Origin of the sequence: Pseudomonas sp. NPDC096925, assembly GCF_044762545.1 — a bacterium.
In the GTDB taxonomy this organism is placed as follows: Bacteria; Pseudomonadota; Gammaproteobacteria; order Pseudomonadales; family Pseudomonadaceae; genus Aquipseudomonas.
Map to the genome: position 1 here is coordinate 117,219 of NZ_JBIWEM010000007.1, position 21,758 is coordinate 138,976.

Here is a 21,758-nt window from a genome sequence, read left to right on the forward strand (position 1 = left end):
AAGTACGCATGTCATTCGGACCCAGAGAGGTGCCATCACCTTGATATACAAAGGGTTTGAAGCTGGCACGGATCGTGATCTTACCCCAATTGAGCCTACTGAACGAACGAAGGACCGCCCATGCTTGTACAGCCGATCGAGTCACGCCCGCGCCAGGCCGTCTGGGGCCTGGGTTTCCGCCCATTCTTCCTGGGGGGTAGTTTGTTTGCGCTGCTCGCCTTGCTGTTGTGGGCCGGCGTTCTGGCCGGGGCGCTGGAGCCCACGCCCCCCGGCGGCATGCTCGCCTGGCACCGCCACGAGATGCTCTATGGCTTTGCTGCCGCCATCATCGCCGGCTTCCTGCTGACCGCCGTGCAGAACTGGAGCGGCACCCCAGGCTTGAGCGGGCGTGCGCTGCAGGGGCTGTTCCTGCTTTGGCTGCTGGGCCGGGCAAGCTGGTTCCTGCCATTACCGGGCAGCTTGCTGGTTGTGATCGAGGGCAGCTTCCTGCCACTGGTGGCACTGGCCCTGGCACGGCCGATCGTGCAACGGCGCTTGCGTAACAACTACCCGATCGTCGGCCTGGTGCTGTTGATCGCCGCCTGCCAGTGGCTGACCCTGGTCGGCTGGCTGCGCCAGGACGAACTGTGGCAGCGCCGCGGGGTGTTTGCCGGGTTGTGGCTGGTGGCCGCGATGATGACCGTGCTTGGCGGGCGGGTGATCCCGTTCTTCACCCGGCGCGGCCTGGGCAACATGGCCCCGACCCCTGCCCGCCCCCGGCTGGACCGGGCCTGCCTGCTGCTGAGCGTGGCGGTACCGCTGGCCTTTGCCTCGGGCTTGGCCGATACGCCACGTATCGCCCTGGCCGTGCTGTTCAGCGCCTTGTTCGCCCTGCATACGGCCCGCCTGGCCTTGTGGCATGACCGTGGCTTGTGGCGGGTGCCCCTGCTGTGGTCGCTGCACCTGGCCTATGCCTGGATTGCTATTGCCTGCTTGGGCATGGCGCTGTGGCATGCCGGGGTGGCGCTGGGCCCGAGCCTGGTGACCCACGCCCTAACCGTAGGCGCCATGAGCGGCTTGATCCTGGCGATGATGGCACGGGTCAGCCTGGGCCACACCGGCAGGCCGCTGCAGGTGCCGACCAGCATTGCCTGGGCCTTTGCCTTGATACAACTGGCGACGCTGGCGCGGGTGGTGCTGCCGCTGTTAACGCCGCTGGGGGTGAGCCTTTCAGTAGTGTGCTGGAGCCTGGCGCTGCTGCTGTTCCTGCGTCACTACCTGCCCATCCTGCTGCAGCCACGGGCTGACAGTATGCCGGGCTAGCCTTGATGCCCAGATTGGGGCCGCTTTGCGGCCCAAAGTTTCAGCGCAGACGCACAAATTGCCGGGGCCGCGTTAACCTCCCGGCGCTGGCCACCACCCCGGGAACATCTGCTGCACCCGGGGTTCGGCGAAGCGCTCGTCGATCAAGACCAGAACGCCACGGTCCTGGTCGCCCCGGATGACCCGGCCTGCCGCCTGGATGACCTTGCGCACGCCCGGGTAGAGATAGGCGTAATCGAACCCCGCACCAAACTGCCGCCCCAGGCGCTGCTTGAACTGCTCGTTGACCGGGTTGACCTGGGGTAGCCCGAGGGTGGCGACAAACGCGCCGATCAGCCGTGTGCCCGGCAAGTCCACCCCCTCCCCGAATGCACCACCCAGCACCGCAAAGCCCACCCCACGGCCATCCGCCACAAAACGGTCGAGAAAGCCCTGGCGGGCCGCCTCGTCCATGCCCGGTTCCTGGACCCACAAGGGTATCTGTGCATGCCGCTCGGCCAGCAGCCCGGCCACCTGTTGCAGGTACTCGAAACTGCTGAAGAACGCCAGGTAGTTGCCCGGCATGCGCTCGTACTGCCGGGCAATCAGCTCGACGATCGGCGCCAGCGAAGCCTGGCGTTGCTGATAGCGGGTGGATACCTGGCTGGCGATGCGCACTTCCAGCTGTTCAGCGCGAAACGGCGCGGCCACTTCCAGCCAGGCGGTATCGGCCGGCATGCCCAGCAGGTCGCTGTAGAAATGCCGTGGGCTCAGGGTCGCGGAAAACAGCGTCACACTGCGCGCCGCCTGCATGCGCGGGCCCAACAGGCGCGCCGGGGTGACATTGCGCAGGCACAGGGTGGCCAGCCGGCGCTTGCGCGGGCCCTGGCGCTGGCTGATGTCGAACAGGAAGTGCTCGTCGAACAGCTCGGCAACCCGGCTGAACTGTAACGCCTGGTAGAAGAACTGCAGCACCTGCGGGTCCATTTGCGCAGGCGTCTGGTTCATCTGCTCCTGGATCAGCCCGATGCATTGCTGCAGGGCACGCAGCAATGCGTCCGGCAGCGCCTCGCTGGCCTGGTACGGCGCACGCTGTTCCTTGTAGAGGGCGTTCCACTGCCGGTTCAGCCGGTCCAGCGCACTGACCAGCCCGTGCGGTTTGCTCTGGCGCAGGGCCAGCAACTGGCCCTGGTCGAGACTGGCGCTGTACATGCCGCGCCCGCGCTCGACCAGGTTGTGCGCCTCGTCCACCAGCACCGCGACCCGCCACTGGTTGGCCTGGGTCAGGCCGAACAACAAGGCGTGGGCATCGAAGTAGTAGTTGTAATCCGCCACCAGCACGTCTACCCAGCGCGCCATTTCCTGGCCCAGGTAATACGGGCACACCTGGTGCGCCAGGGCCACGTCGCGCAGCTGGGCGCGGTCGAGCAAGGGCAACGCTGCCGCCGCCTCCCGCGCGGCCGGCAGGCGGTCGTAGAAGCCTGCAGCCAAGGGGCAGGATTCGCCATGGCAGGCCTTGTCAGGGTGCTCGCAGGCCTTGTCGCGGGCGATCAGTTCCAGCGTGCGCAAGGCCGGCTGCGGCGTGGCGTGGGTGATCTGGCGCATGGCATCGAGGGCCAAGGCCCGGCCCGGGGTCTTGGCGGTGAGAAAGAACAGCTTGTCCAGTTGCTGCGGCACCATGGCCTTGAGCAGGGGAAACAAGGTACCGAGGGTCTTGCCAATTCCGGTGCTGGCCTGGGCCATCAGGCAACGGCCGGTACTTACCGCCTTGTACAGGGTCTCCGCCAGTTGCCGCTGGCCCTGGCGGAACGCCGGATAGGGGAAGCCCAGCGCTTGCAGGCCCCGGTTACGCTCGGCCAGGCGTTGCTCCTGCCCTTGTGCCCACGCCAGAAAGCGTTGGCACTGGGTTGCGAAGAAGGCCTGCAGTTCGGCAGCCGTGCAGTGCTCGCTGATCAGCGTCTGGCCGTCGCTGTCCACGTCCAGGTACACCAGCGCCACCTCGATGGCCGGCAGTTGCCGTGCCTGGCACATCAACCAGCCATAGACCTTGGCCTGTGCCCAGTGCAGCTGGCGATGGTTGGCCGGCTGGCGCGACAGCTCGCCACGGTGGGTCTTGATCTCTTCCAGGCGGTTGCAGGCGGGGTCATAACCGTCGGCTCGGCCGCGCACCGTCAGGGTTTCGAACTGGCCTTCGAGGGCAATTTCCGACTCGTAGCCCGTAGCGCGCCCCGCCACCACCCGCCGATGTCCCTCGATCCCCTCGTGTGCGGTGGGTGATGGCGTGAAGCGCAGGTCCAGGTCGCCGACCTTGGCGCTGAACTCGCACAAGGCGCGTACCGCCACGCTGTAGCTCACGGCGTTTCGCTCCAGCGCACATGGCACACCGCGACGGGCAGGCCGTGGGCCCGGCAGAACTCCAGCCAGCGCAGCTGGTTGTCCTGCAAGCGGTCGCCGGGCCCCTTGACTTCGACCATGCGGTAGCGGCCCTGTTGGGGCCAGAACTGGATCAGGTCGGGCATACCGGCGCGGTTGTTGCGGATATCCTGCAGCAGGCGCAGGAAGCACTGTTTCAAATGGGCTGCCGGCAGGCAGGCCAAGGCTTGCTCAAGCAATTCTTCACTGAGCATGGACCAGAACACGAACGGCGACTGCAGGCCTTGCTTGGCGGCGTAGCAGTCGAGAATCGCCCGGTGATGGCTGCCATCGTCAAGCCGCGCCAGGCAACGTTCGAACAGAGCACTGCGGCGTTGCTGGAAGTCGCTGTCGTGCAGGTCCTGCGGGGCGGCCTGAAACGGGTTGAAGAACGCACCAGGCACCGGGGCGAAGATCGCCTCCCAGCACAGCAAGCCGAACAGGCTGTTGAACAGCGTGTTCTCCACGTAATGCACTGGCCCACCGTCTTCGGCCAGGTGCTGGCGTACCGCTTCCTCCACGCCCAGCGCTGCCAGTTCCCGGGGCAGCTCCAGCTCGATCAGCTCCAGGGGCGCGAAACGCTGGCGCCGCTGTGGCGGGCCACCTAGCTTGCGGGCCAGGCGTGGCAACATGCGCTCCAGCGCCTGCACTTCCAGGGCGTTGGCCGGTGCCGCCGCCAGTTGCAGCGCCAGCGCATGGGCCTGGGGCCACTGCTCGCTGCGCTCCAGCACCCGCACCTGGCGGATGCGCGCCTGGGCATGGCTGCACTGCGCGTAGACCGCCATGGCCTGCGCCCAGTCACCCAGGCGTTCGCATTGCTGGCCCAGGGCGAACTGCAGGCGCGCATGGCGCCGGGCCAGCCACGGGTTGTCGCTGCGCAGGCCTTGCATGGCAGCCAGGATCGACAGCGGCTCGTCGCCCTGCTCCAGGCGCTCGGCACATTGGTGCAAGGCCATGGCCAGGTCGACTTCGGCACGTTGCTGCAGGGCACGCGAATCGGCACTGAACGGCACCTGTTCGTAGCGCAGCACACCGAGGTCGGCAAGGACGAAGTCCGACCAGTCCTGGTACAGGTTGCCGAAGAACAGCAGGCGCATGCGGTCGCACAAGGGTTGCAGGCACCACTGGAGGATGCGCACGCCGCTGTCCGGAAACCACTCGGCCAATGACCGGGCTTGCAGGCCCAAGGGTTGCAGCTGTGCAAGCAGGTCATGCTTGGCGGCGCGGGGACGGCTCAGCTGCGGGGCAAAACAGCGGGCAAGTTCGTCCTTGCGCAGCAAGACGAACAGTTGCTCCAGCGCCAGTTGCGCAGGTTCCTGTACCCAGCCGAGGGCCAGCAACGGCTGCAGGGCCTGCCCGGTATCGCCGATTTCGGCATAGTCGAGGCGATCACTGCGAAACAGCTCGCCTTTGCGCATGACCATGCGCACCATCAGGGCTTGTGCCGGGGCGTGCAGTTGGCTGAAGGTGCGGATGAAAGCGAGTTCCTGATCATCGAGCAGGTCTTCGTAGCGCTGTTCGACCCACAGCAGCACCTGGCGGAAGTTGTGCAGGTAATAGAACGGGTCGTCGACGGAATGGGCGATCACGGGCTGGGGTCAGGCGGCTGGAATGGATACTGGTTATACATACAGACCAGTATGCCTGGCAAGTGCCGTGGGTCGCTCAACAATCGGCTATCGGCTTGGGGGCTGCTTTGCAGCCCAATCGCGACGCAAGGCCGCTCCCACAGGTATTGCAGTGCTGTTGAAACCAGCGCGATACCTGTGGGAGCGGCCTTGCGTCGCGATTGGGGCGCAAAGCGCCCCCCGGAATTCACACCTGTTCCGTCGCCCCGACCATCTCCGCCGCCTTGACCTTGGCACTGCCAATCGGCGCCTGCAGCAGCAGGAAGTACGCCACCGCCGAACACAGCGCCACCCCTGCACTGATCATGAACGCCGTGGTGAACGAACCCGAGTACTGGATGCTGAAGCCGGTGACGATCGGCGCCACCGAGCCGGCAATGTAGCCGCCGAAGTTCTGGATCGAGCCAAACGAGGCCACGCGCTGGCTGTCGACGATGGTGTTGACGATCATCCAGGCGGTGGCACTGGCCATGTTGATGCTGAACAACGCCAGGCACAGCAGGATGATGCAACCGGTCAGGCCGGTGACGAACGACAGCGGCAAGGTGAACAGTGCCGCCAGCACCAGGCCGGTGATGACGCTGAACTTGCGGCTGGCCAGCACGCTCATGCCGCGCTTGACCAGCACGTCGCAGAAGCGCCCGGCGACGATCGTGCCCGCTGCGCCAAAGCCGTAGGCCAGCGACACCACCCAGGCAGTCTTGTACAGGTCCAGGCCGTGCTCACGCTCGAAGTAGCCAGGTAGCCAGGTCAGGTGCAGCCAGAGCATGTAGATCACGCCCATGAAGCCCAGTACCGCACCCCAGGTGCTGCGGTGCTTGAACAGGTCGAGCCAGCCGGCAAAGTAGGAGGCCTTCGGCGCTGGTGCAGCGGCTACCGGCGCCGGCTGTTCGCCTGGCAGCGGCTTGCCTTCGGCAGCAAGCTCCGCCAGGTAGCGTGCCTTGCTTTTGTAGAAGGTCAACCAGCACAGCGCCAGCACCACGCCGATCACGCCTGTGATGATGAACATGCCGCGCCAGCCGAAGTTGACCATGAACAGTGTCAGCAAGGGTGGCGCCAGGCACGGGCCGAGGCAGGTCGAGGACCAGACCACGCCGGTCGGGGTGCCGCGTTCGTTGGCATCGAACCACTCCGACAGGGCCTTGGCCGCCGACGGGAACATCGGTGCCTCGCCAATCCCCAGCAGCACCCGCAGGCCCATGAAGCCGGCAAAGCTGTTGACCATGCCGAACGCGGCCTGTGCCACCGACCAGCCCAGCAGCGAGGCGCCGAGGGCGATCTTGCTGCCCAGGCGGTCGATGATCATGCCCATCGGCAGCTGGGCGAAGGCATAGGCAATGGAAAACGCCGACAACAGGATGCCCATCTGCGACGGGCTGATCATCATGTCTTTCTGGATCGAGGTGTTGGCGATCGACAGCGCACTACGGTCCAGGTAGTTGACGATACCGATCAGCAGCAGGAACACGACGGTAATGCGTTGGTACTTCTTCATAGGCTTCATGTGATGACCTTTATTATTATTGTTGCCGCGCTGTCAGCGCCTTGACGATCCTTCGTTGATGCTACGCCCTCCCTGACGCAGCGCGCCGCTCAAGGCTGGCGCGCGGTGGTTGCGACCTCCAGCAGCCCACGCCGGCCGAGGCTGTGGATCAGCGCACGCAGGCCAAAGTCCCACTGCGGCGCCAGGTCGCTGGTGGTCACGCGGTTGCACAGGGTACCCAGGTGCGGGTTGCTGATGCTCACCACATCGCCCGGCTTGTGGGTGAAACCGTTGCCCGGTTGGTCGCGGTCCTGCTTGGGGGCGAACAAGGTACCGAGGAACAGCACCAGGCCGTCGGGGTACTGATGGTTCTCGTTGAGGGTTTGCTGCACCAGGTCCTGCGGGTCGCGGCTGATCTGACGCATGGAGCTGCGGCCGGCGAGGATGAAACCGTCTTCGCCCGTCACCTGCAAGTCCACTTCGGCGGCGCGCACATCATCCAGCCCGAAACTTTCGTCGAACAGGCGCAGCAGCGGGCCCAGCGCGGTGGAGGCATTGTTGTCCTTGGCTTTTGACAGCAGCAAGGCGCTGCGGCCTTCGAAGTCGCGCAGGTTGACGTCGTTGCCGAGCATCGCGCCCTTGATGCGACCGTCACTCGACACCGCCAGCACCACTTCCGGCTCCGGGTTGTTCCAGCTCGACTTGGGGTGGATGCCAATGTCGGCGCCGTGGCCGACCGCCGACAGCGGCTGGGCCTTGGTGAACACCTCGGCATCCGGGCCAATACCCACTTCCAGGTACTGCGACCAAAGGTCTTGCTCCACCAGCACCTTGCGCAGCGCTTCGGCCTGGGCCGAGCCCGGCACGATCTGCGACAGGTCGGCGCCGATGCGGCTGGCCAAGGTGTCACGGATTGCATCGGCCTTGGCCGGGTCGCCCTTGGCCTGCTCTTCCACCACGCGCTCCAGCAGGCTGGTGGCGAAGGTCACACCAGCGGCCTTCACCGCCTGCAGGTCGATGGGTGCCAGCAGCCATGGCTGGTGCGGGTCGCGCTGGGCCGGGTCGCTGTTGCCCAGCAAGGCTGGCAGCCCGACCAGCGGTTCGGCCAGCGGCAGGCTGCGCAGGTAGGCGACCGGGTCGGCCACTTCCAGCAGGGCCGAGACAGTGGCTACATAGGGGCTGATATCGTGCACGGCGCCGGCCTTCACCAGCACCACCGCAGGGCCCTGCTCCGGCAGCCAGACCCGCCCTACCCAACTGCCGCTGTCGAACGCGCTGGCATCGTGATTCAGAGGCAGCGGTCGCTTGCCGTTCGCTCGATCAGTCATCTGTGTACCCTTACTGTCATTCATTGGGAAAGTGCTGGCAGTTGCAGCTGCACGGCCAGCCGGTCAAGGTCAGCCACCAGCTGTGGTGAAAGACGTGCCCCCTGCTCCAGCGCTTGGCGGCGCAGGGCGAGGCCAGCTTGCCCAGGCAGGCGCACCGGGCGCTCAGCATCGAGCGGTCGGCTGGCCAGGACCAGCTGGCCGAGGAAGCTGGTTTCGTCGGTGAACGCTTGCAGGCCACCGAAGAAACGCGGGTCGATGACCACGGCCGTGGCCGAGGCCCCCCACTGGTCTGGTGCATCCTTGCGCCCGTGGCCGGCCAGCCCCGAGGTCAGGGCTTCGACCAGCAGCGCCAGAGCAAACCCTTTGTGGCCAAAGGCCTGGCCACCCAGGGGCAGGATGCTGCCTGGCGGGCTGGTGAAGAAGTCACGCGGGTCGTCGCTCAGTTGCCCGTCATTGCTCACCAGCACCGGGTGTGGCAGACGGCTGCCGGCATCGCGGCACTGGCCGACCAGGCCGAGGGTGACGGTAGACATGCTGACGTCCAGCAGAATCGGCTCGCCCCGGGTCGGGATACCCGCGGCAATCGGGTTGGGGGTGTAGACCGGGTCGACGCCGCCATGGGCGCAGACCAGCCCCACTGACGGGTCCGAGGAATACAGCACGGCCACCAGGCCCTGGTCGGTGTAGGGCTTGAGGTAGGCTGCCAGGCAGCCGATATGCGCGGCGCGGCGTACCACGGCGATACCGATGCCCTGCCCGGCCGCGCCTTTTGCCGCGCAGTCCAAAGCACGGCTGACGCAGTACGGCCCCAACACGTAGTGGCCATCGAACAGGCTGGAAATACCACTGTCGGACACCTGTTCCAGTGCCTGTGCACGGGCCTTGACCTGCCCGCTGAGCATACCGTCGATGTAGCGGCTGACCAGGTTCAGGCCATGGGTGCGATGGCCCAGCAATTCGCCTTCGAGCAGTACCCGGGTCACGACCTGGGCAACTTCGGTATCGGCGCCGGCCTTTTCGAACAGCCGCTCGACGAAGGTGGTAAGCGCTTGCACGTTGTAATGTGTGGTTTGAGTCATTGCGGTTGCCTCGGAAATGGGACAGGGCTTGGCGATCAGGTCACGGCACCGATCTGCCAGGGCACGAACTCGTTCTGCCCGTAGCCGTGCTGTTCGCTCTTGCTGCGCTCCCCGGAAGCGATGCGCAGCATCTGCTGGAAGATGAATGCGCCGCGTTCCTCGATGCTGGTGGAGCCGTCGGCGATGCCGCCGCAATTGACGTCCATGTCTTCTTCCTGGTGCTCGAACACCCGGTTGTTAGTCGCCAGCTTGATCGACGGCGCCGGGGCGCAGCCGTAGGCCGAGCCACGGCCGGTGGTGAAGGCGATCAGGTTGGCCCCGCCAGCCACCTGGCCGGTGGCCGAAACCGGGTCGTAGCCGGGGGTATCCATGAACACCAGGCCCTGGGCACGCACCGCTTCCGCGTACTGGTACACGTCGACCAGGTTGCTGGAGCCGGCCTTGGCCACCGCGCCGAGGGACTTCTCGAGGATGGTGGTCAGGCCCCCGGCCTTGTTGCCGGCCGAGGGGTTGTTGTTCAGTTCGGCGTTCATGCGCTGGCAGTAGTCTTCCCACCAGCGGATGCGGGCCACCAGCTTTTCGCCGACCTCGCGGCTGACCGCCCGGCGGGTCAGCAGGTGCTCGGCACCGTAGATTTCCGGGGTCTCGGACAGGATCGCGGTGCCACCGGCCGCCACCAGGCGGTCGACGGCATTGCCCAACGCAGGGTTGGCGGTAATGCCGGAATAGCCATCGGAACCGCCACACTGCAGGCCGACCACCAGGTGCCGCGCACTGACCGGTTGACGCTGTACCTGGTTGGCCTCGGCCAGCAGCGCCTTGACCTGTTCGATGCCGGCAGCGATGGTTTTGGAAGTGCCGCCGATCCCCTGGATGGTGAACGCGCGCAGCTGGGCGCTGGCCTGCAGGCCCTGGGTTTCCAGCAGGCTTTCGATCTGGTTGGTTTCGCAGCCCAGACCAATGATCAGCACGGCGGCAAAATTGGGATGTACGGCGTACCCGGCCAGGGTGCGACGCAACAGGCCCAGGGCTTCACCGCTGGGGTCCACCGCACAGCCGGCGCCGTGGGTCAGCGCCACCACGCCGTCGATGTTCGGGTAAGCGGCCAGCACTTCAGGGTGAATGTCGCGGCGGAAATGGTCGGCCACGGCCCGGGCCACGGTTGCCGAGCAGTTCACCGAGGTGAGGATGCCGATATAGTTGCGGGTAGCGACCCGGCCATCGGCGCGCACGATGCCCTGGAACTGCGCTTCGCTGCCGGGCTGGTTGCGGGTGTCGACACCAAAGGCGTAGTCACGGGCGAAATCGCCCATCTGCACGTTGTGCACATGCACGTGTTCGCCGGCTTCGATGGCCTGCGAGGCAAAACCGATGATCTGCCCGTAACGGCGCAGGGGCTGGCCCTGCTCCACCCGTTCGGCAGCGACCTTGTGGCCCGAAGGAATCGGCTGGCGCACGGTAATCGCCTCGGCGTCCAGGCGCAGGCCTTGCGGCAGGGCCTGGCGGGCGATGAGCACGTTGTCCAGCGGGTTGAGACGGATGACGGCAAGGTCACCGGACTTGGCAATCAGTTGCATGGGACCTCTCAGGGCGGTGCGGCTGACTTCTTGTTATGGCTGCGACCACTGTAAGAAGCCTTGGGCAACATTCCCAATGAGATGATCCGATCGAGCGATAACCCTGGGTTATCAAAAACAGATATTAGTGCCTGTTTATCAATCGCATTTTAGGGCCATTGGGGCTGCTCTGCAGCCCTTCGCGGGCTTGCCTGCGATGGGCTGCGCAGCGGCCCCATGGGCTTCACCCCTGCTCCTGCTGACGGCGCCGAGCCCCCTCCAGCAAGATCTCGACAAACGCACGGGCCGAAGCGCTCAGCGGCTCATCCTTGCGGGTAACCACGCCGTACTCCAGCGCCGCCAGGTGCAAGGGGCTGCGCAACTCTTTCAGTTGGCCGCTGGCCAGCTGCGCGGCAACCATCGAGCGCGGCAACATGGCGATCATCGGCGCCGCTTGCAGCAGTTGCAGGAACATCGGCATGGAGATGGTTTCGACGCTGTCGGCTGGCGTGGCAATGCCGGCAACCCGGAAGGCCTGCTCCAGGCGGTTGCGGATCGGCGTGCCTACCGGGTACAGCACCCATGGCCAATCGCCCAGCGCTTTCAACGGCGTGCTTTCCAGCTGGTTGAGCGGGTGCTCGCTGTTGACCACCAGGCTGAACGGTTCGGGCTCCAGGGGCTGGAAGTCGAACAATTGGCTGAAGCGTTCTTCAGTGAAGCGGCCAATCATGATGTCGAGCTTGTTCTGCTCCAGCATGGTCAACAAGTGATCGCTGGAATGCTCCACCACTTCGATCGACAGCAACGGGCTACGGGCCTTGATCGCGGCGATGGCCTGCGGCAGCACCAGCGCCGTGGCGGCAAAGATCCCGCCAACGCGGATAAAACCGTGCCCGCCGTTGCGCAGGCGATTGACCTGGTCGACGAACTGTTGTGATTCGGCCAGCGCGCCCTGGGCATAACGCACCACGTATTCGCCCAGTTCGGTGGGTGGCATGCTACGCGGCAGGCGCTCGAACAGGGCGAAGCCGAACTGCTCCTCAAGGTCACGCAACATCTTGCTCAGTGCCGGCTGGCTGAGGTTCATGCGCGTGGCGGTGGCGTGCATGTTGCGGGTGCGCGCCAAGGTGTCGATCAGCACCAGGTGCTTGTAGCGGATCCAGTTGCAAAAGCTGGAATGGGTCATCTCCGGCGGCATTGACGCAGGGCCTCAGGCAAGTGAAAAGGCAGGGCTATTGCGCCCGCAGGTAGTGCAGCAAGGTGTCCAGGGCAACCGAGTTGGGCCGCGCGCGCAAGGTCAGCACGCCCAGGTTGGCCATCGCCAGCGGCAGCTCCACAGGCAGGATGGCGACCATGCCATAGCGGGCATAATGCTTGGCCACGTCATCGGGCACCACCGCAATCATCTCGGAGGCTTCGAGCATGGCGGTGGTAGCCAGGATCGAGGCAGTTTCGACGATATCCAGCGACTGCACCATGCCACCGGCCTGCAGCGCGCTTTCGACACGGCGGCGCATCGGGCTGCCGATGGGGTGCAGGATCCAGGTAAGCGTCACCAGGTCGGCCAGTTGCAGCCCGGCCGCATTGGCCAGCGGGTGGCCGGCGCGGGCGATCACGCGCATCTGCTCACCGCCTTCGAACAGTTCGATGTTCAGGTCCTGGCTGTCGCTCTGGTCCGGCAGGCGCCCCACCACCATGTCGAAGTCGCCGCGCAGCAAGGCCGGCAGCAAGGTGTCGCTGGTGCCGACTTCCAGGGAAATACGCACCTTGGGGTGGTCGCGCTTGTAGGCCAGTACCGCCTTGGTCAGCACGCCCGGCACCGGCCCCATGACGCTGCCTACCCGCACCAGGCCCAAGGCCCCGCGCGCCAGCTCGGCAATCTGCGCCTGGGCATGCTCGAACTCATGCAGCGCGTTCTGCGCATAGCGGATCATCACTTCGCCATACAGCGTCGCTTGCATACCCCGTGGCAAACGCTCGAACAAGCGTACGCCCAGGCGCTCCTCAAGCTGCTGCAGCAACAGGCTGGCTGCCGGTTGCGTGGTGTGCATCGCCGCGGCAGCGCGGCGCAGGTTAGCGAACTCGCCCAAGGCGTTGAGCAGCGTGATCTGCCGGCTGGAAATCTTCAATGCGCCGAGGCTGGCAGGCGCCTGGGCGCTGTCGGATGGCAAGCGAGACATATCGAATCCGGTATCGCTGATTAAGAATTGGCGATTATGCCTGTATCGCTCGACAACCTACAGTCAGGTCTCCCAGTGCTTGAACAAAACAAGAGCCGACCATGAGCATACGTATTACCTACCTGAGCGTTCGCGACATTCGTTTCCCCACTTCGCTGTCGCTGGATGGCTCCGACGCCATGAACAGCGCCCCCGACTATTCGGCAGCCTACGTGGTGCTGCACACCGACGCCGAGGCGCTCGAAGGCCACGGCCTGACCTTCACCATCGGCCGTGGCAACGAGATTTGCGCGGCGGCGGTGCAGTCGCTGGCGCCGCTGATCGTCGGCCTCACCCTGGAGGAAATCACTGGCGACATGGGCGGTTTCTGGCATCGGTTCACCGTCAGCGACAGCCAGTTGCGCTGGCTGGGCCCGGAAAAAGGCGTGATCCACCTGGCCACCGCCGCCATCATCAATGCCGTGTGGGACCTGTGGGCCAAACACGAGGGCAAGCCAGTGTGGAAGCTGCTGGCCGACATGACGCCCGAGCAGCTGGTGCGCTGCCTGGACTTCAGCTACGTCACCGACGTGCTCACCCCCGAAGAAGCCATCGCCCTGCTGCGCCGCCAGGCACCGGGCAAGGCCCAGCGCGAGGCACAGATGCTGCGCGAAGGCTACCCCGGCTACACCACCGCGCCAGGCTGGCTGGGCTACAGCGAAGCAAAGATGCGCAAACTGGCCCGCGAGGCGGTGGAGGATGGCTGGACCCATATCAAGCAGAAGATCGGTGCGGACCTGGAAGAAGACATTCGCCGTGCCAGCATCCTGCGCGACGAAATTGGCTGGGAGCGCACCCTGATGATGGATGCCAACCAGGTATGGGGCGTCGAGGAGTCGGTCGCCAACATGCGCCGCCTGGCCGCCTTCGAACCACTGTGGATCGAAGAACCGACCAGCCCGGACGACATCCTCGGCCACGCCACCATCCGCCAGCGTATTGCGCCGATTGGCGTGGCCACCGGTGAACATTGCCACAACCGGGTGATGTTCAAGCAGATGTTCCAGGCCGGCGCGCTGGACTTCTGCCAGCTGGACGCGGCTCGCCTGGGCGGCCTGAACGAAGTGCTGATCGTGCTGCTGATGGCTGCCAGGTACGACGTGCCGGTGTGCCCGCACGGCGGCGGTGTCGGCCTGTGCGAATATGTGCAGAACATTGCCCTGTTCGACTACATCGCGGTGTCGGCCTCGCTGCACAACCGGGTGCTGGAATACGTCGACCACCTGCACGAGCATTTCATCGACCCGGTGGTGATCCGCCGCGGGCGCTACATGCCGCCGCAACGCCCGGGCTACAGCATCGAAATGCATGCCGAGACTCTGGAACGCTACCAGTACCCCAACGGCGCGGTGTGGCTCGACATCAACCGTTCCTGACCCACAGACCTGGGTGTGCCGCCTTTGCGCGGCGCGCCACCAGTACTTTTCACGGGGAAAAAAACAATGACAATCCTCACCGGTACTGCAGCGGCCCCCGCCCCTGCCGCTACCACCGAACAGCGCCTTAACGGCCTGCTGCTGGGCAAATTGCTGCCGCTGCTCATCGTTGTCTACGTGATGAGCTTCCTTGACCGGACCAACATTGCCCTGGCCAAGGCCAGCATGGGTATCGACCTCGGCCTGTCGGCGGCGGCCTATGGCCTGGGCGCCGGCCTGTTCTTTCTTACCTATGCCCTGGCCGAAGTACCCAGCAACCTGATCATGCATCGGGTGGGCGCACGTTTCTGGATCACCCGCATCATGATCACCTGGGGCCTGCTCTCGGCGGGCATGGCCTTCGTCCAGGGCGAAACCTCGTTCTACATCATGCGCCTGTTGCTGGGGGTGGCCGAAGCGGGCCTGTTCCCTGGCGTGATGCTGTACCTGACCTACTGGTTCGACCGTGAACAGCGTGCCCGCGCCACGGGTTACTTCCTGCTGGGCGTGTGCCTGGCCAATATCCTCAGCGGCCCGCTGGGGGGCGCCTTGCTGGAAATGGACGGTGTGCTGGGTTGGCACGGCTGGCAATGGCTGTTCGTGCTCGAAGGCCTGCCCGCCGTGGTCCTGGCCTATGTGGTATGGAAGAAACTGCCTGATGGCCCAGCCTCGGCGCCCTGGCTGTCGGCCACCGATGCCGAGGACATCGAGCGCCGCCTGGCCGCCGAACGGGCCGCCGCACCGCAGCAGAGCAAGCTGGGGCAGATGTTCCGCGACCGGCAGATCTGGCTGGCGATCGTGGTGTACTTCGTGCACCAGATCACCATCTACACGGTGATTTTCTTCCTGCCGGGCATCATCGGCACCTACGGCGCGCTGTCGCCCTTCCAGGTCGGCCTGTTGACCGCCGTACCGTGGGTTGCCGCCGCCATCGGCGCCGCCACCTTCCCGCGCCTGGCCACCTCGCCGCGCCGGTGCCGCACCCTGCTGTTCTGCGGCCTGCTGACCATGGCGGCCGGGCTGCTGCTGGCGTCGCTGACCAATTCGTTCATCGGCCTGATCGGGTTTTCGCTGACTGCCCTGATGCTGTTCGTGGTGCAGTCGATCATCTTCGTCTTCCCCTCCAGCCGCCTGAGCGGCAGCGCGCTGGCGGCCGGGTTGGCCTTTGTCACCACCTGCGGCCTGTTTGGCGGTTTCGTCGGGCCATCGGTGATGGGCCTGATCGAGCAGGCTACCGGCAGTACCCGAAATGGCTTGTGGATCATTGCCGCGTTGCTGGTGGTAGCCGCGCTGGTCAGTACCCGCTTGCGGCAGGGGCAGGAGCAAGCGCATCGCTGACAGGAGGTTTTACCTGCCAGGGCCTCATAGCCGGCAAGCCGGCTCTCATAGAACTGCACATAACTCATTGAATTAGCAGGGACCCTGTGGGAGCGGCTTCAGCCGCGAACACCGGCGCAGCCGGTGCCATGCACCGCGTTGGATGCTTCGCGGCTAAAGCCGCTCCCACAGGGTACGAGGATCGCTTGCGAATTCAGTTATCTGTGCGACAGCGCCGCCCAAAGCGCTGGGCAATCTCCCACAAGGTCAACGCCTGACTCGTTGCATTGGCAGGGACCTTGTGGGTGCTACGGGTTGCAACGCGACCCCGGCAGCTCAAGGTGCAACCCCGGCGGGCCGGCCGCAGCGCAGTTCCAGCGACTGGGCCAGGCGCTCGACAGCCTGTTGCAGTTCCTCCGGGTGATCACCCAGCCACGCCAACGCCAGGTACTGCTGGTAGCGCCCCTGCAGGCTGAACTGCTCGCCCGGCAGTGCGTGCAGTGCCGAACCAGCCAGCGCTTCAGCAATACCCTCCCACGACAACGGCTGGCGAAAGCGCACCCACAGTGTCCACCCACCCTCCGGCATTTCCAACGCCACCCGCTGGCCGAACTGCTGCTGCAGCGCATGCGCCAGGCATTGCATGCGCTTATGCAGGTCCGTGCGCAACCTCACCAGTTGCGCCTCGATCTCACCTTTACCCAGCATGTGCGCCAGCGCTTGCAGGCGCAGCGGTGCAAGCCGGAATGCACGTTCAGCGAACGCCCTGGCCAGCACGGCATCATGGCCCAGCAGGTAGGCATAGGGCGCCTCGCCCCCCACCGCGGCATCGAACGCCCCCATCACCAATAGCCAGCGGGGGTCGACCCAATCGCGCAGGCGCGTATTCGGCGGCCCGCTGTAACAGTGCTCACTGTCCAGGTCGTTTTCCAGCAACCATACAGGGTGCTGGCCGAGCAACTGGCCAAGCTGCTGCTGGTAGTGCGCTGAAAACAGCCGCCCCTGCGGCATGCCAAGGCACGACGGCATGACCAGCATGCGTACCGGCTCGCTCCCCAGCAGCCGGGCCAGGGCGCGCAGATCCGGGTTGCCGCGGGTATCCAGTGGCACCTCCAGCACACGCATGCCGGCACGTGCCAAAGCGCGCAACACCTGCCAACAACAGGGCGAGTGCACCAGCACGGTCCCCCCTTGCAGGGCCAACGCCGCCAGCACCGTCTCCAGTAACGCCTGCACATCAGGGGCCAGCTGAACGTCCTCGGCAGACCAGTACTGGCTGGAGGAGCGGGTATAGCGCTCGGCAACGGCATTGCGCAGGCGGGCGTTGCCGGGCGCTTCCCAAGGGGCAACACTGTGCATGCGCTGACGTGCCAGGCGCCGCTCGTGGGTGAACAGGGCCCGCTCCAGCATCGACTGTGCCGGCAAGGGTGGCTGCCGGGGCATGGCCGCAGCGTCCCCCTTGCCAGCACCCTGTACGTAGTAGCCCGACCTCGGCAGGCACTGCACGCGGCCCTCCTCCTCCAAAAGGCCGTAGGCACTCTGCACGGTGGCCAGTGACACCCTCAGTCGCCGGGACAATGCCCGCAGCGACGGTAAACGGCATGGGCCACTGCCTTGCGCCTGGCCGATCAAGGCTTCCAGGTAGCGATAGACCTTGCGGTAGGCAAACTCGCCGCGGGCCGATTGCTCCATCAAGGCAGCCCCGCATGACCACGCCGCCGCCCCGAGGCCTGCCGTGGCAGCAACCGCAGTTGTACATCGCGACGGGCCAGGTGGCTCATCAGGCGCCAGGCGGCCAGCGGCAGGCGCCCGTCATAGATCACCCGCAGTTGCCCCAGCGGCAGGCCACTGGTGTTTACCAGCCAGTTTTTCACCGCATCAGGGCAGGGTTTACCCTGCAACGCCCGATGCAGGTAAGGCAACGCCACCAGCATGTCGGCATGCCGACATTGCAGAAAACGCTCGAGGTTTTTCCCCTGCCTGGCGAACGGGCTGAACAGCAGGCATACCTGTTGGATCTGGTTGATACCGTAGGCCTTGCCGAGCTGCAGCTGATTCACATCACGCCGCTTGATGCCTTCCGGCTGGCCAGCCAGCCGCAATGCCGGGCGACTGGCCTGCGGCTCGAGACTGCGTGCGCGCAGTTCGTGCAACTGAGCCGGCGCCAACGGATCGACGAAGGCAGTCAATGACCAGGCATCCTCGGCAGCCTCGAAGCAACCACCGAGCATGAGGTCGAGTTGCTGCGCTTCGAGCAACGGCGGCAACAGGTCATCAATGGCAATTACCCGCACCGGCGTATCCCGCTGCACAGCCCCCGATGCCGACGCCGTCAGGGCGCCCAGCGGTACCCCGATGCTGCCGTTCAGCCGACTCAGCCCATGGGCCAGCGCCGCCAGGCATTGATGCACCCCATGCGGACCACGCTCCCCAGCCAGGCGCAGGCTGCGCCGGGCCCAGGCCAGGTAGCGGCGACGCTGGTGCGCGGGGATGCCGGTGATCAATACATCCGCGGCTGCCTGTGCCTGCAACACAAACCCCACGGCACCCGCCAGTTCCAGGTGTAGCCGGCTACCTAGCAGTGCTTCGGGACTGGCATCGACCAGGTGACCGAACATCAGCATGGCGTCCCTCGCCAACAGCCAGCGTTCGGGCGCGGCAGCGGGGTGCCGGCTGAACGGCACCACTTCACGTCCCTCGATCATCTGCAGCTGCACCCGCGGGTCATCCTGCATGAACAGCGCACTGAAGCTGCGCTCATGGCCTTCGAGCGTGGCGCTGCCAGCCACCGGCAGGCTGACCACCAGCACCCGCAGCTGGAAGGTGACCGGCGCACGCAGGGCGATACTCAGTTGCGCGGCACGCAGCATGGCCAGCAGCCGGGCGCTGCGGCGATCGTTGCCTTGCAGCACCAGCAAGCGGAAGGTGCCGATGTATTCGGGCCCGCCCGCAGCAACCAGCAACCGTTGTATCAGCAACTGCAAGGAAGCCCGCTGCGCTTGTGACATGTGACTGAGCAAGCGCTCGAGCACTTGCTGGTAGATATAATGCATTGCCTGGTCGTGAATAGCAGTCACGTAATCACCTCATCAACTTCATGCAGCCAGCGCACATTGAACAGAAGACCTGAACGTCAACATGCCCTGAACTTGGCCAGAAGAAATTCCCTACAACTAAAAGGAAGTAATGACGTAACCAGTCACTGTCGCCATGCCATCGAGAAAAACGCGTCGCTGCGACGCCCCGCCGCTGCCATGTACCGCCCTGGCTCGGGCATAGCCATGCTCATTCCACGCTCCTTGCGCAAACCATCATTGAGCCATTATCGAGGGATGCAAGGCGAATAGAAGATACAGATCAAGGTAAAAAAACCATTCAGCCGAAGTGAGAAAACACATTGACCGCCAGGCAAAAACAGTTCAAGCCAAAAAACTTGGCGGAATATTTCCACGAGCCACTGAATAATCGCGCCAAATGTAGTCCGCTTCGCTCTTTATTGTAGGATCATTCTTCTTTTGAGCATCAACCTTATGTACCGGGCACAAAAAACCCGGGACTCTGCCCGGGTTTCCTGATAATGCAAACAGCCGTCAGTGTTGCGCCATGTCCAGCACCACACGCCCGCCACACGGGCATTGGTCCATGTAGCGATGCGCTTCTACTACCTGCTCGAACGGGTACACCTTGATGATCTGCGGTGTCAGCAACTGGTCGGCGGTGAACTGGTTGATATCGCGCAGGGCGCGCTGTAGTGCCACCTGGTCCTGGCTGATGCCCAGTTCCGGCTTGCCGGTGAAGTTGCCAATGCAATGCACATGGAACTGGATGTTCTTCTGGAATGCCGCGCAGGCCGGGAACGGCGTCTGATTGCCGCCTTGCAGGCCATACAGCACCAGGCTGCCACGCGGTGCCAGCACATCGCCCAGCAGCGACATCTGCGGCCCGCCCATGCCATCGAGGACCATGTCCACGCCACGGCCATCGGTGTACTTGCCAATCTGCAGCAGCAGGTCCTGTTCTTCGGTGACAATCACCTTGTCGGCGCCCAGGCCCAGCAGGTACTCACGCTGTTCCGCCTCCTTGGTGGCGGCGAACACCTTCAGCCCCAGGGCCTTGCCCAGTTGCACGAAGGCAGGGCCCGCGCAGTGGCTGGCGTCGGTGACCAGCGCGGTCTGCCCGGCCTTGGCCCGGGCCAGGTCAACGTAGGCGAAATAGGCGATCAGCAGCGGCGTGTAGTGCACGCTGGCCTCGATCGGGGTAAGTACATCCGGATAACGGGTAATGGCCGTACGCGGCAGCACGATGACATCGCCATACACGGGGTGGTCGTTGGCACTGGTGGCCGGGAAGCTGGCAACCCGGTCGCCCACGGCAATATCCTCGACCCCTTCGCCAACCGCGGTCACCACCCCGGCCATCTCGTGGCCGATCCCCGCCGGCAGGCGTGCCTGGGATGGTGCCAGGTTCTGGCGCCAGAGCACGTCATACCAGCTGACGCCAACCGCCTCGACGCGGATCTGTACCTCGCCGGCAGCGGGTGACTGTTCGGGCTGCTCCTCGCAACGGAGCACATCGGCAGCGCCGAACTTGTGGAAACGGATCATGCGGGACATCGCATACCTCGCCATTGTGAACCTCTAATTACCACGAACTCTATCCGGGCTTTGCCGGATAGACCATCAGTGGTCATTAATAGTCGACATGCTTGTCATCGATTGGGCACCTGACTTTCCCTGCGATTGGTCCCCCTAAACCCGTGCAGGGTACCAGCCTTTGGCCTTAAGATTCACCTCTGCCCCACTTTAGGCGAAGCGCACCGATGAATCGAAACGACCTGCGTCGCGTAGACCTCAACCTGCTGATCGTGTTCGAAACGCTGATGCACGAGCGCAGCGTGACCCGTGCCGCGGAAAAACTGTTCCTCGGCCAGCCCGCCATCAGCGCGGCCCTGTCACGCCTGCGCAACCTGTTCGACGACCCACTGTTCGTGCGCACCGGCCGCAGCATGGAGCCGTCGGCCCGGGCCCACGAAATATTCTCCCTGCTGTCCCCGGCGCTGGACTCGATTTCCACTGCGGTCAGCCGCGCTGCCGAATTCGACCCGGCCACCAGCAATGCTGTGTTCCGCATCGGCCTGTCGGACGACGCCGAATTTGCCCTGCTGCCGCAGTTGCTCAAGCGCATCCGCGCCGAAGCGCCAGGTATCGTGCTGGTGGTACGTCGGGTCAATTACCTGCTGATGCCGACGCTGCTGGCCTCGGGCGAGATCTCGGTGGGGGTCAGTTACACCAGCGAACTGCCAGCCAACGCCAAGCGCAAGGTGCTGCGCCGCAGCATGCCGAAACTGCTGCGAGCCGACAGCGTGCCCGGCACCATCACCCTGGACGACTTCTGCGCGCGCCCGCATGCGCTGGTGTCGTTTGCCGGGGACCTGTCGGGGTTCATCGACGAGGCCCTGGAGGAGATTGGCCGCAAGCGCCATGTGGTGCTGGCCGTGCCGCAGTTCAACGGGCTGGGGAGCTTGCTGGCGGGCACCGATATTGTCGCTACGGTGCCGGACTACACGGCGGATGCGCTGACCGCGGCGGGTGGGTTGCGGGCCGAGGATCTGCCGTTGGATGTGCGCAGTTTCGAGCTGCACATGGCCTGGCGCGGGGCGCAAGACAATGACCCGGCGGAGCGGTGGTTGCGGTCGCGGATACAGATGTTCTTCGGCGACCCCGATAGCCTGTGAGCGTGTTCTACTGAATTCCAATAACCTCTGCAAATACAGATAGATAGGCGAATTTTCTGTCCGTTGCCATCCGTCGTATTCCACTCATTTCCAACGTAACTGGGGGTATCGTTTGGGGTACTTTTCATTTCCTGAAAAACGATACCCCCCAGATTTTGCCGACCCATCCCGCACCGGCGTTCCGGCAAAAACTCAGCGATGCCTTCCTGCGCAGCGTGACCGCCCCCGGCAAGTACGCCGATGGCGAAGTCCCCGGCGTGTACTTGCAGGTCCAGACCTGGCTCAAGGAGGGCGCCGTTTTTGGTT

Annotated in this window: 15 protein-coding genes and 1 pseudogene; 5 read left to right on the top strand and 11 right to left on the bottom strand. The window is 64.8% G+C overall.

From position 1 onward, the window contains the following. Positions 1 to 120 precede the first annotated feature (120 nt). Entirely contained in the window at positions 121 to 1,302 is a 1,182-nt protein-coding gene (locus ACIQYU_RS19490) for an NnrS family protein (RefSeq protein WP_207838002.1), read from the top strand. Positions 1,303 to 1,374: 72 nt separating this feature from the next. On the opposite strand, the gene ACIQYU_RS19495 is transcribed toward ACIQYU_RS19490, so the two are convergent. The 8 genes from ACIQYU_RS19495 to ACIQYU_RS19530 form a co-directional block, all read right to left on the bottom strand. Continuing rightward, positions 1,375 to 3,636 carry an ATP-dependent DNA helicase gene (locus ACIQYU_RS19495; protein ID WP_233694199.1) on the bottom strand — a complete coding sequence of 754 codons (2,262 nt, stop codon included), beginning with the start codon at positions 3,634 to 3,636 and terminating at the stop codon, positions 1,375 to 1,377. Beyond that, positions 3,633 to 5,282, bottom strand: coding sequence for a VRR-NUC domain-containing protein (locus tag ACIQYU_RS19500; RefSeq protein WP_207837996.1), 1,650 nt, complete (start codon positions 5,280 to 5,282; stop codon positions 3,633 to 3,635). The genes ACIQYU_RS19495 and ACIQYU_RS19500 overlap by 4 nt, the downstream gene beginning before the upstream one ends. Positions 5,283 to 5,508: 226 nt before the next feature. Next, positions 5,509 to 6,825: an MFS transporter gene (locus ACIQYU_RS19505; RefSeq protein WP_402801601.1), complete on the bottom strand. Its 1,317-nt coding sequence runs from the start codon at positions 6,823 to 6,825 to the stop codon at positions 5,509 to 5,511. Positions 6,826 to 6,914: 89 nt separating this feature from the next. Next, on the bottom strand, positions 6,915 to 8,132 hold the full coding sequence (locus ACIQYU_RS19510; protein WP_333956620.1) for a fumarylacetoacetate hydrolase family protein: 1,218 nt from the start codon (positions 8,130 to 8,132) through the stop codon (positions 6,915 to 6,917). A gap of 20 nt (positions 8,133 to 8,152) precedes the next feature. Beyond that, complete coding sequence (locus ACIQYU_RS19515) at positions 8,153 to 9,211, bottom strand: Ldh family oxidoreductase (protein ID WP_233694200.1); 1,059 nt, start codon at positions 9,209 to 9,211, stop codon at positions 8,153 to 8,155. 35 nt (positions 9,212 to 9,246) lie between these two features. Next, on the bottom strand, positions 9,247 to 10,788 hold the full coding sequence (locus ACIQYU_RS19520; RefSeq protein WP_402801605.1) for a UxaA family hydrolase: 1,542 nt from the start codon (positions 10,786 to 10,788) through the stop codon (positions 9,247 to 9,249). A gap of 223 nt (positions 10,789 to 11,011) precedes the next feature. After that, positions 11,012 to 11,965, bottom strand: a complete 954-nt coding sequence (locus tag ACIQYU_RS19525) for a LysR family transcriptional regulator (RefSeq protein WP_207837985.1) — start codon at positions 11,963 to 11,965, stop codon at positions 11,012 to 11,014. Positions 11,966 to 11,999: 34 nt separating this feature from the next. Next, positions 12,000 to 12,947: a LysR family transcriptional regulator gene (locus tag ACIQYU_RS19530; RefSeq protein WP_233694202.1), complete on the bottom strand. Its 948-nt coding sequence runs from the start codon at positions 12,945 to 12,947 to the stop codon at positions 12,000 to 12,002. Between the two features lie 101 nt (positions 12,948 to 13,048). Between ACIQYU_RS19530 and ACIQYU_RS19535 the strand changes: the two genes are divergently transcribed. Together ACIQYU_RS19535 and ACIQYU_RS19540 are read left to right on the top strand one after the other, a co-directional pair. Then, positions 13,049 to 14,362, top strand: a complete 1,314-nt coding sequence (locus tag ACIQYU_RS19535; protein ID WP_402801610.1) for an L-fuconate dehydratase — start codon at positions 13,049 to 13,051, stop codon at positions 14,360 to 14,362. 66 nt (positions 14,363 to 14,428) lie between these two features. Then, complete coding sequence (locus ACIQYU_RS19540) at positions 14,429 to 15,739, top strand: MFS transporter (RefSeq protein ID WP_207837979.1); 1,311 nt, start codon at positions 14,429 to 14,431, stop codon at positions 15,737 to 15,739. A 315-nt stretch (positions 15,740 to 16,054) separates the two neighbouring features. On the opposite strand, the gene ACIQYU_RS19545 is transcribed toward ACIQYU_RS19540, so the two are convergent. The 3 genes from ACIQYU_RS19545 to ACIQYU_RS19555 form a co-directional block, all read right to left on the bottom strand. Further along, the gene (locus ACIQYU_RS19545) at positions 16,055 to 17,410 is read right to left on the bottom strand and encodes a GntR family transcriptional regulator (protein WP_207837211.1); all 1,356 of its coding nucleotides are present in this window, start codon (positions 17,408 to 17,410) and stop codon (positions 16,055 to 16,057) included. Beyond that, entirely contained in the window at positions 17,410 to 18,795 is a 1,386-nt protein-coding gene (locus ACIQYU_RS19550; RefSeq protein WP_402801615.1) for a hypothetical protein, read from the bottom strand. Before ACIQYU_RS19550 ends, ACIQYU_RS19545 begins: the two co-directional genes overlap by 1 nt. 513 nt (positions 18,796 to 19,308) lie before the next feature. Next, positions 19,309 to 20,331, bottom strand: a complete 1,023-nt coding sequence (locus ACIQYU_RS19555) for a zinc-dependent alcohol dehydrogenase family protein (RefSeq protein WP_063913469.1) — start codon at positions 20,329 to 20,331, stop codon at positions 19,309 to 19,311. A 206-nt stretch (positions 20,332 to 20,537) separates the two neighbouring features. Here ACIQYU_RS19555 and ACIQYU_RS19560 point away from each other — a divergent pair, with 206 nt between their 5' ends. Beyond that, complete coding sequence (locus ACIQYU_RS19560) at positions 20,538 to 21,452, top strand: LysR family transcriptional regulator (protein WP_233687440.1); 915 nt, start codon at positions 20,538 to 20,540, stop codon at positions 21,450 to 21,452. A gap of 155 nt (positions 21,453 to 21,607) precedes the next feature. Next, positions 21,608 to 21,745, top strand: a pseudogene (locus ACIQYU_RS19565) (integrase); the annotation flags it as partial. Positions 21,746 to 21,758: the final 13 nt, after the last annotated feature.

What these genes read in the sequence shown, in the direction of transcription:
- ACIQYU_RS19490 (WP_207838002.1), top strand. Translation starts at nt 121, where the DNA reads ATGCTTGTACAGCCGATCGAGTCACGCCCGCGCCAGGCCGTCTGGGGC.
- ACIQYU_RS19505 (WP_402801601.1), bottom strand. Translation starts at nt 6,825, where the DNA reads ATGAAGCCTATGAAGAAGTACCAACGCATTACCGTCGTGTTCCTGCTG.
- ACIQYU_RS19510 (WP_333956620.1), bottom strand. Translation starts at nt 8,132, where the DNA reads ATGACTGATCGAGCGAACGGCAAGCGACCGCTGCCTCTGAATCACGAT.
- ACIQYU_RS19515 (WP_233694200.1), bottom strand. Translation starts at nt 9,211, where the DNA reads ATGACTCAAACCACACATTACAACGTGCAAGCGCTTACCACCTTCGTC.
- ACIQYU_RS19520 (WP_402801605.1), bottom strand. Translation starts at nt 10,788, where the DNA reads ATGCAACTGATTGCCAAGTCCGGTGACCTTGCCGTCATCCGTCTCAAC.
- ACIQYU_RS19525 (WP_207837985.1), bottom strand. Translation starts at nt 11,965, where the DNA reads ATGCCGCCGGAGATGACCCATTCCAGCTTTTGCAACTGGATCCGCTAC.
- ACIQYU_RS19530 (WP_233694202.1), bottom strand. Translation starts at nt 12,947, where the DNA reads ATGTCTCGCTTGCCATCCGACAGCGCCCAGGCGCCTGCCAGCCTCGGC.
- ACIQYU_RS19535 (WP_402801610.1), top strand. Translation starts at nt 13,049, where the DNA reads ATGAGCATACGTATTACCTACCTGAGCGTTCGCGACATTCGTTTCCCC.
- ACIQYU_RS19540 (WP_207837979.1), top strand. Translation starts at nt 14,429, where the DNA reads ATGACAATCCTCACCGGTACTGCAGCGGCCCCCGCCCCTGCCGCTACC.
- ACIQYU_RS19545 (WP_207837211.1), bottom strand. Translation starts at nt 17,410, where the DNA reads ATGGAGCAATCGGCCCGCGGCGAGTTTGCCTACCGCAAGGTCTATCGC.
- ACIQYU_RS19555 (WP_063913469.1), bottom strand. Translation starts at nt 20,331, where the DNA reads ATGTCCCGCATGATCCGTTTCCACAAGTTCGGCGCTGCCGATGTGCTC.
- ACIQYU_RS19560 (WP_233687440.1), top strand. Translation starts at nt 20,538, where the DNA reads ATGAATCGAAACGACCTGCGTCGCGTAGACCTCAACCTGCTGATCGTG.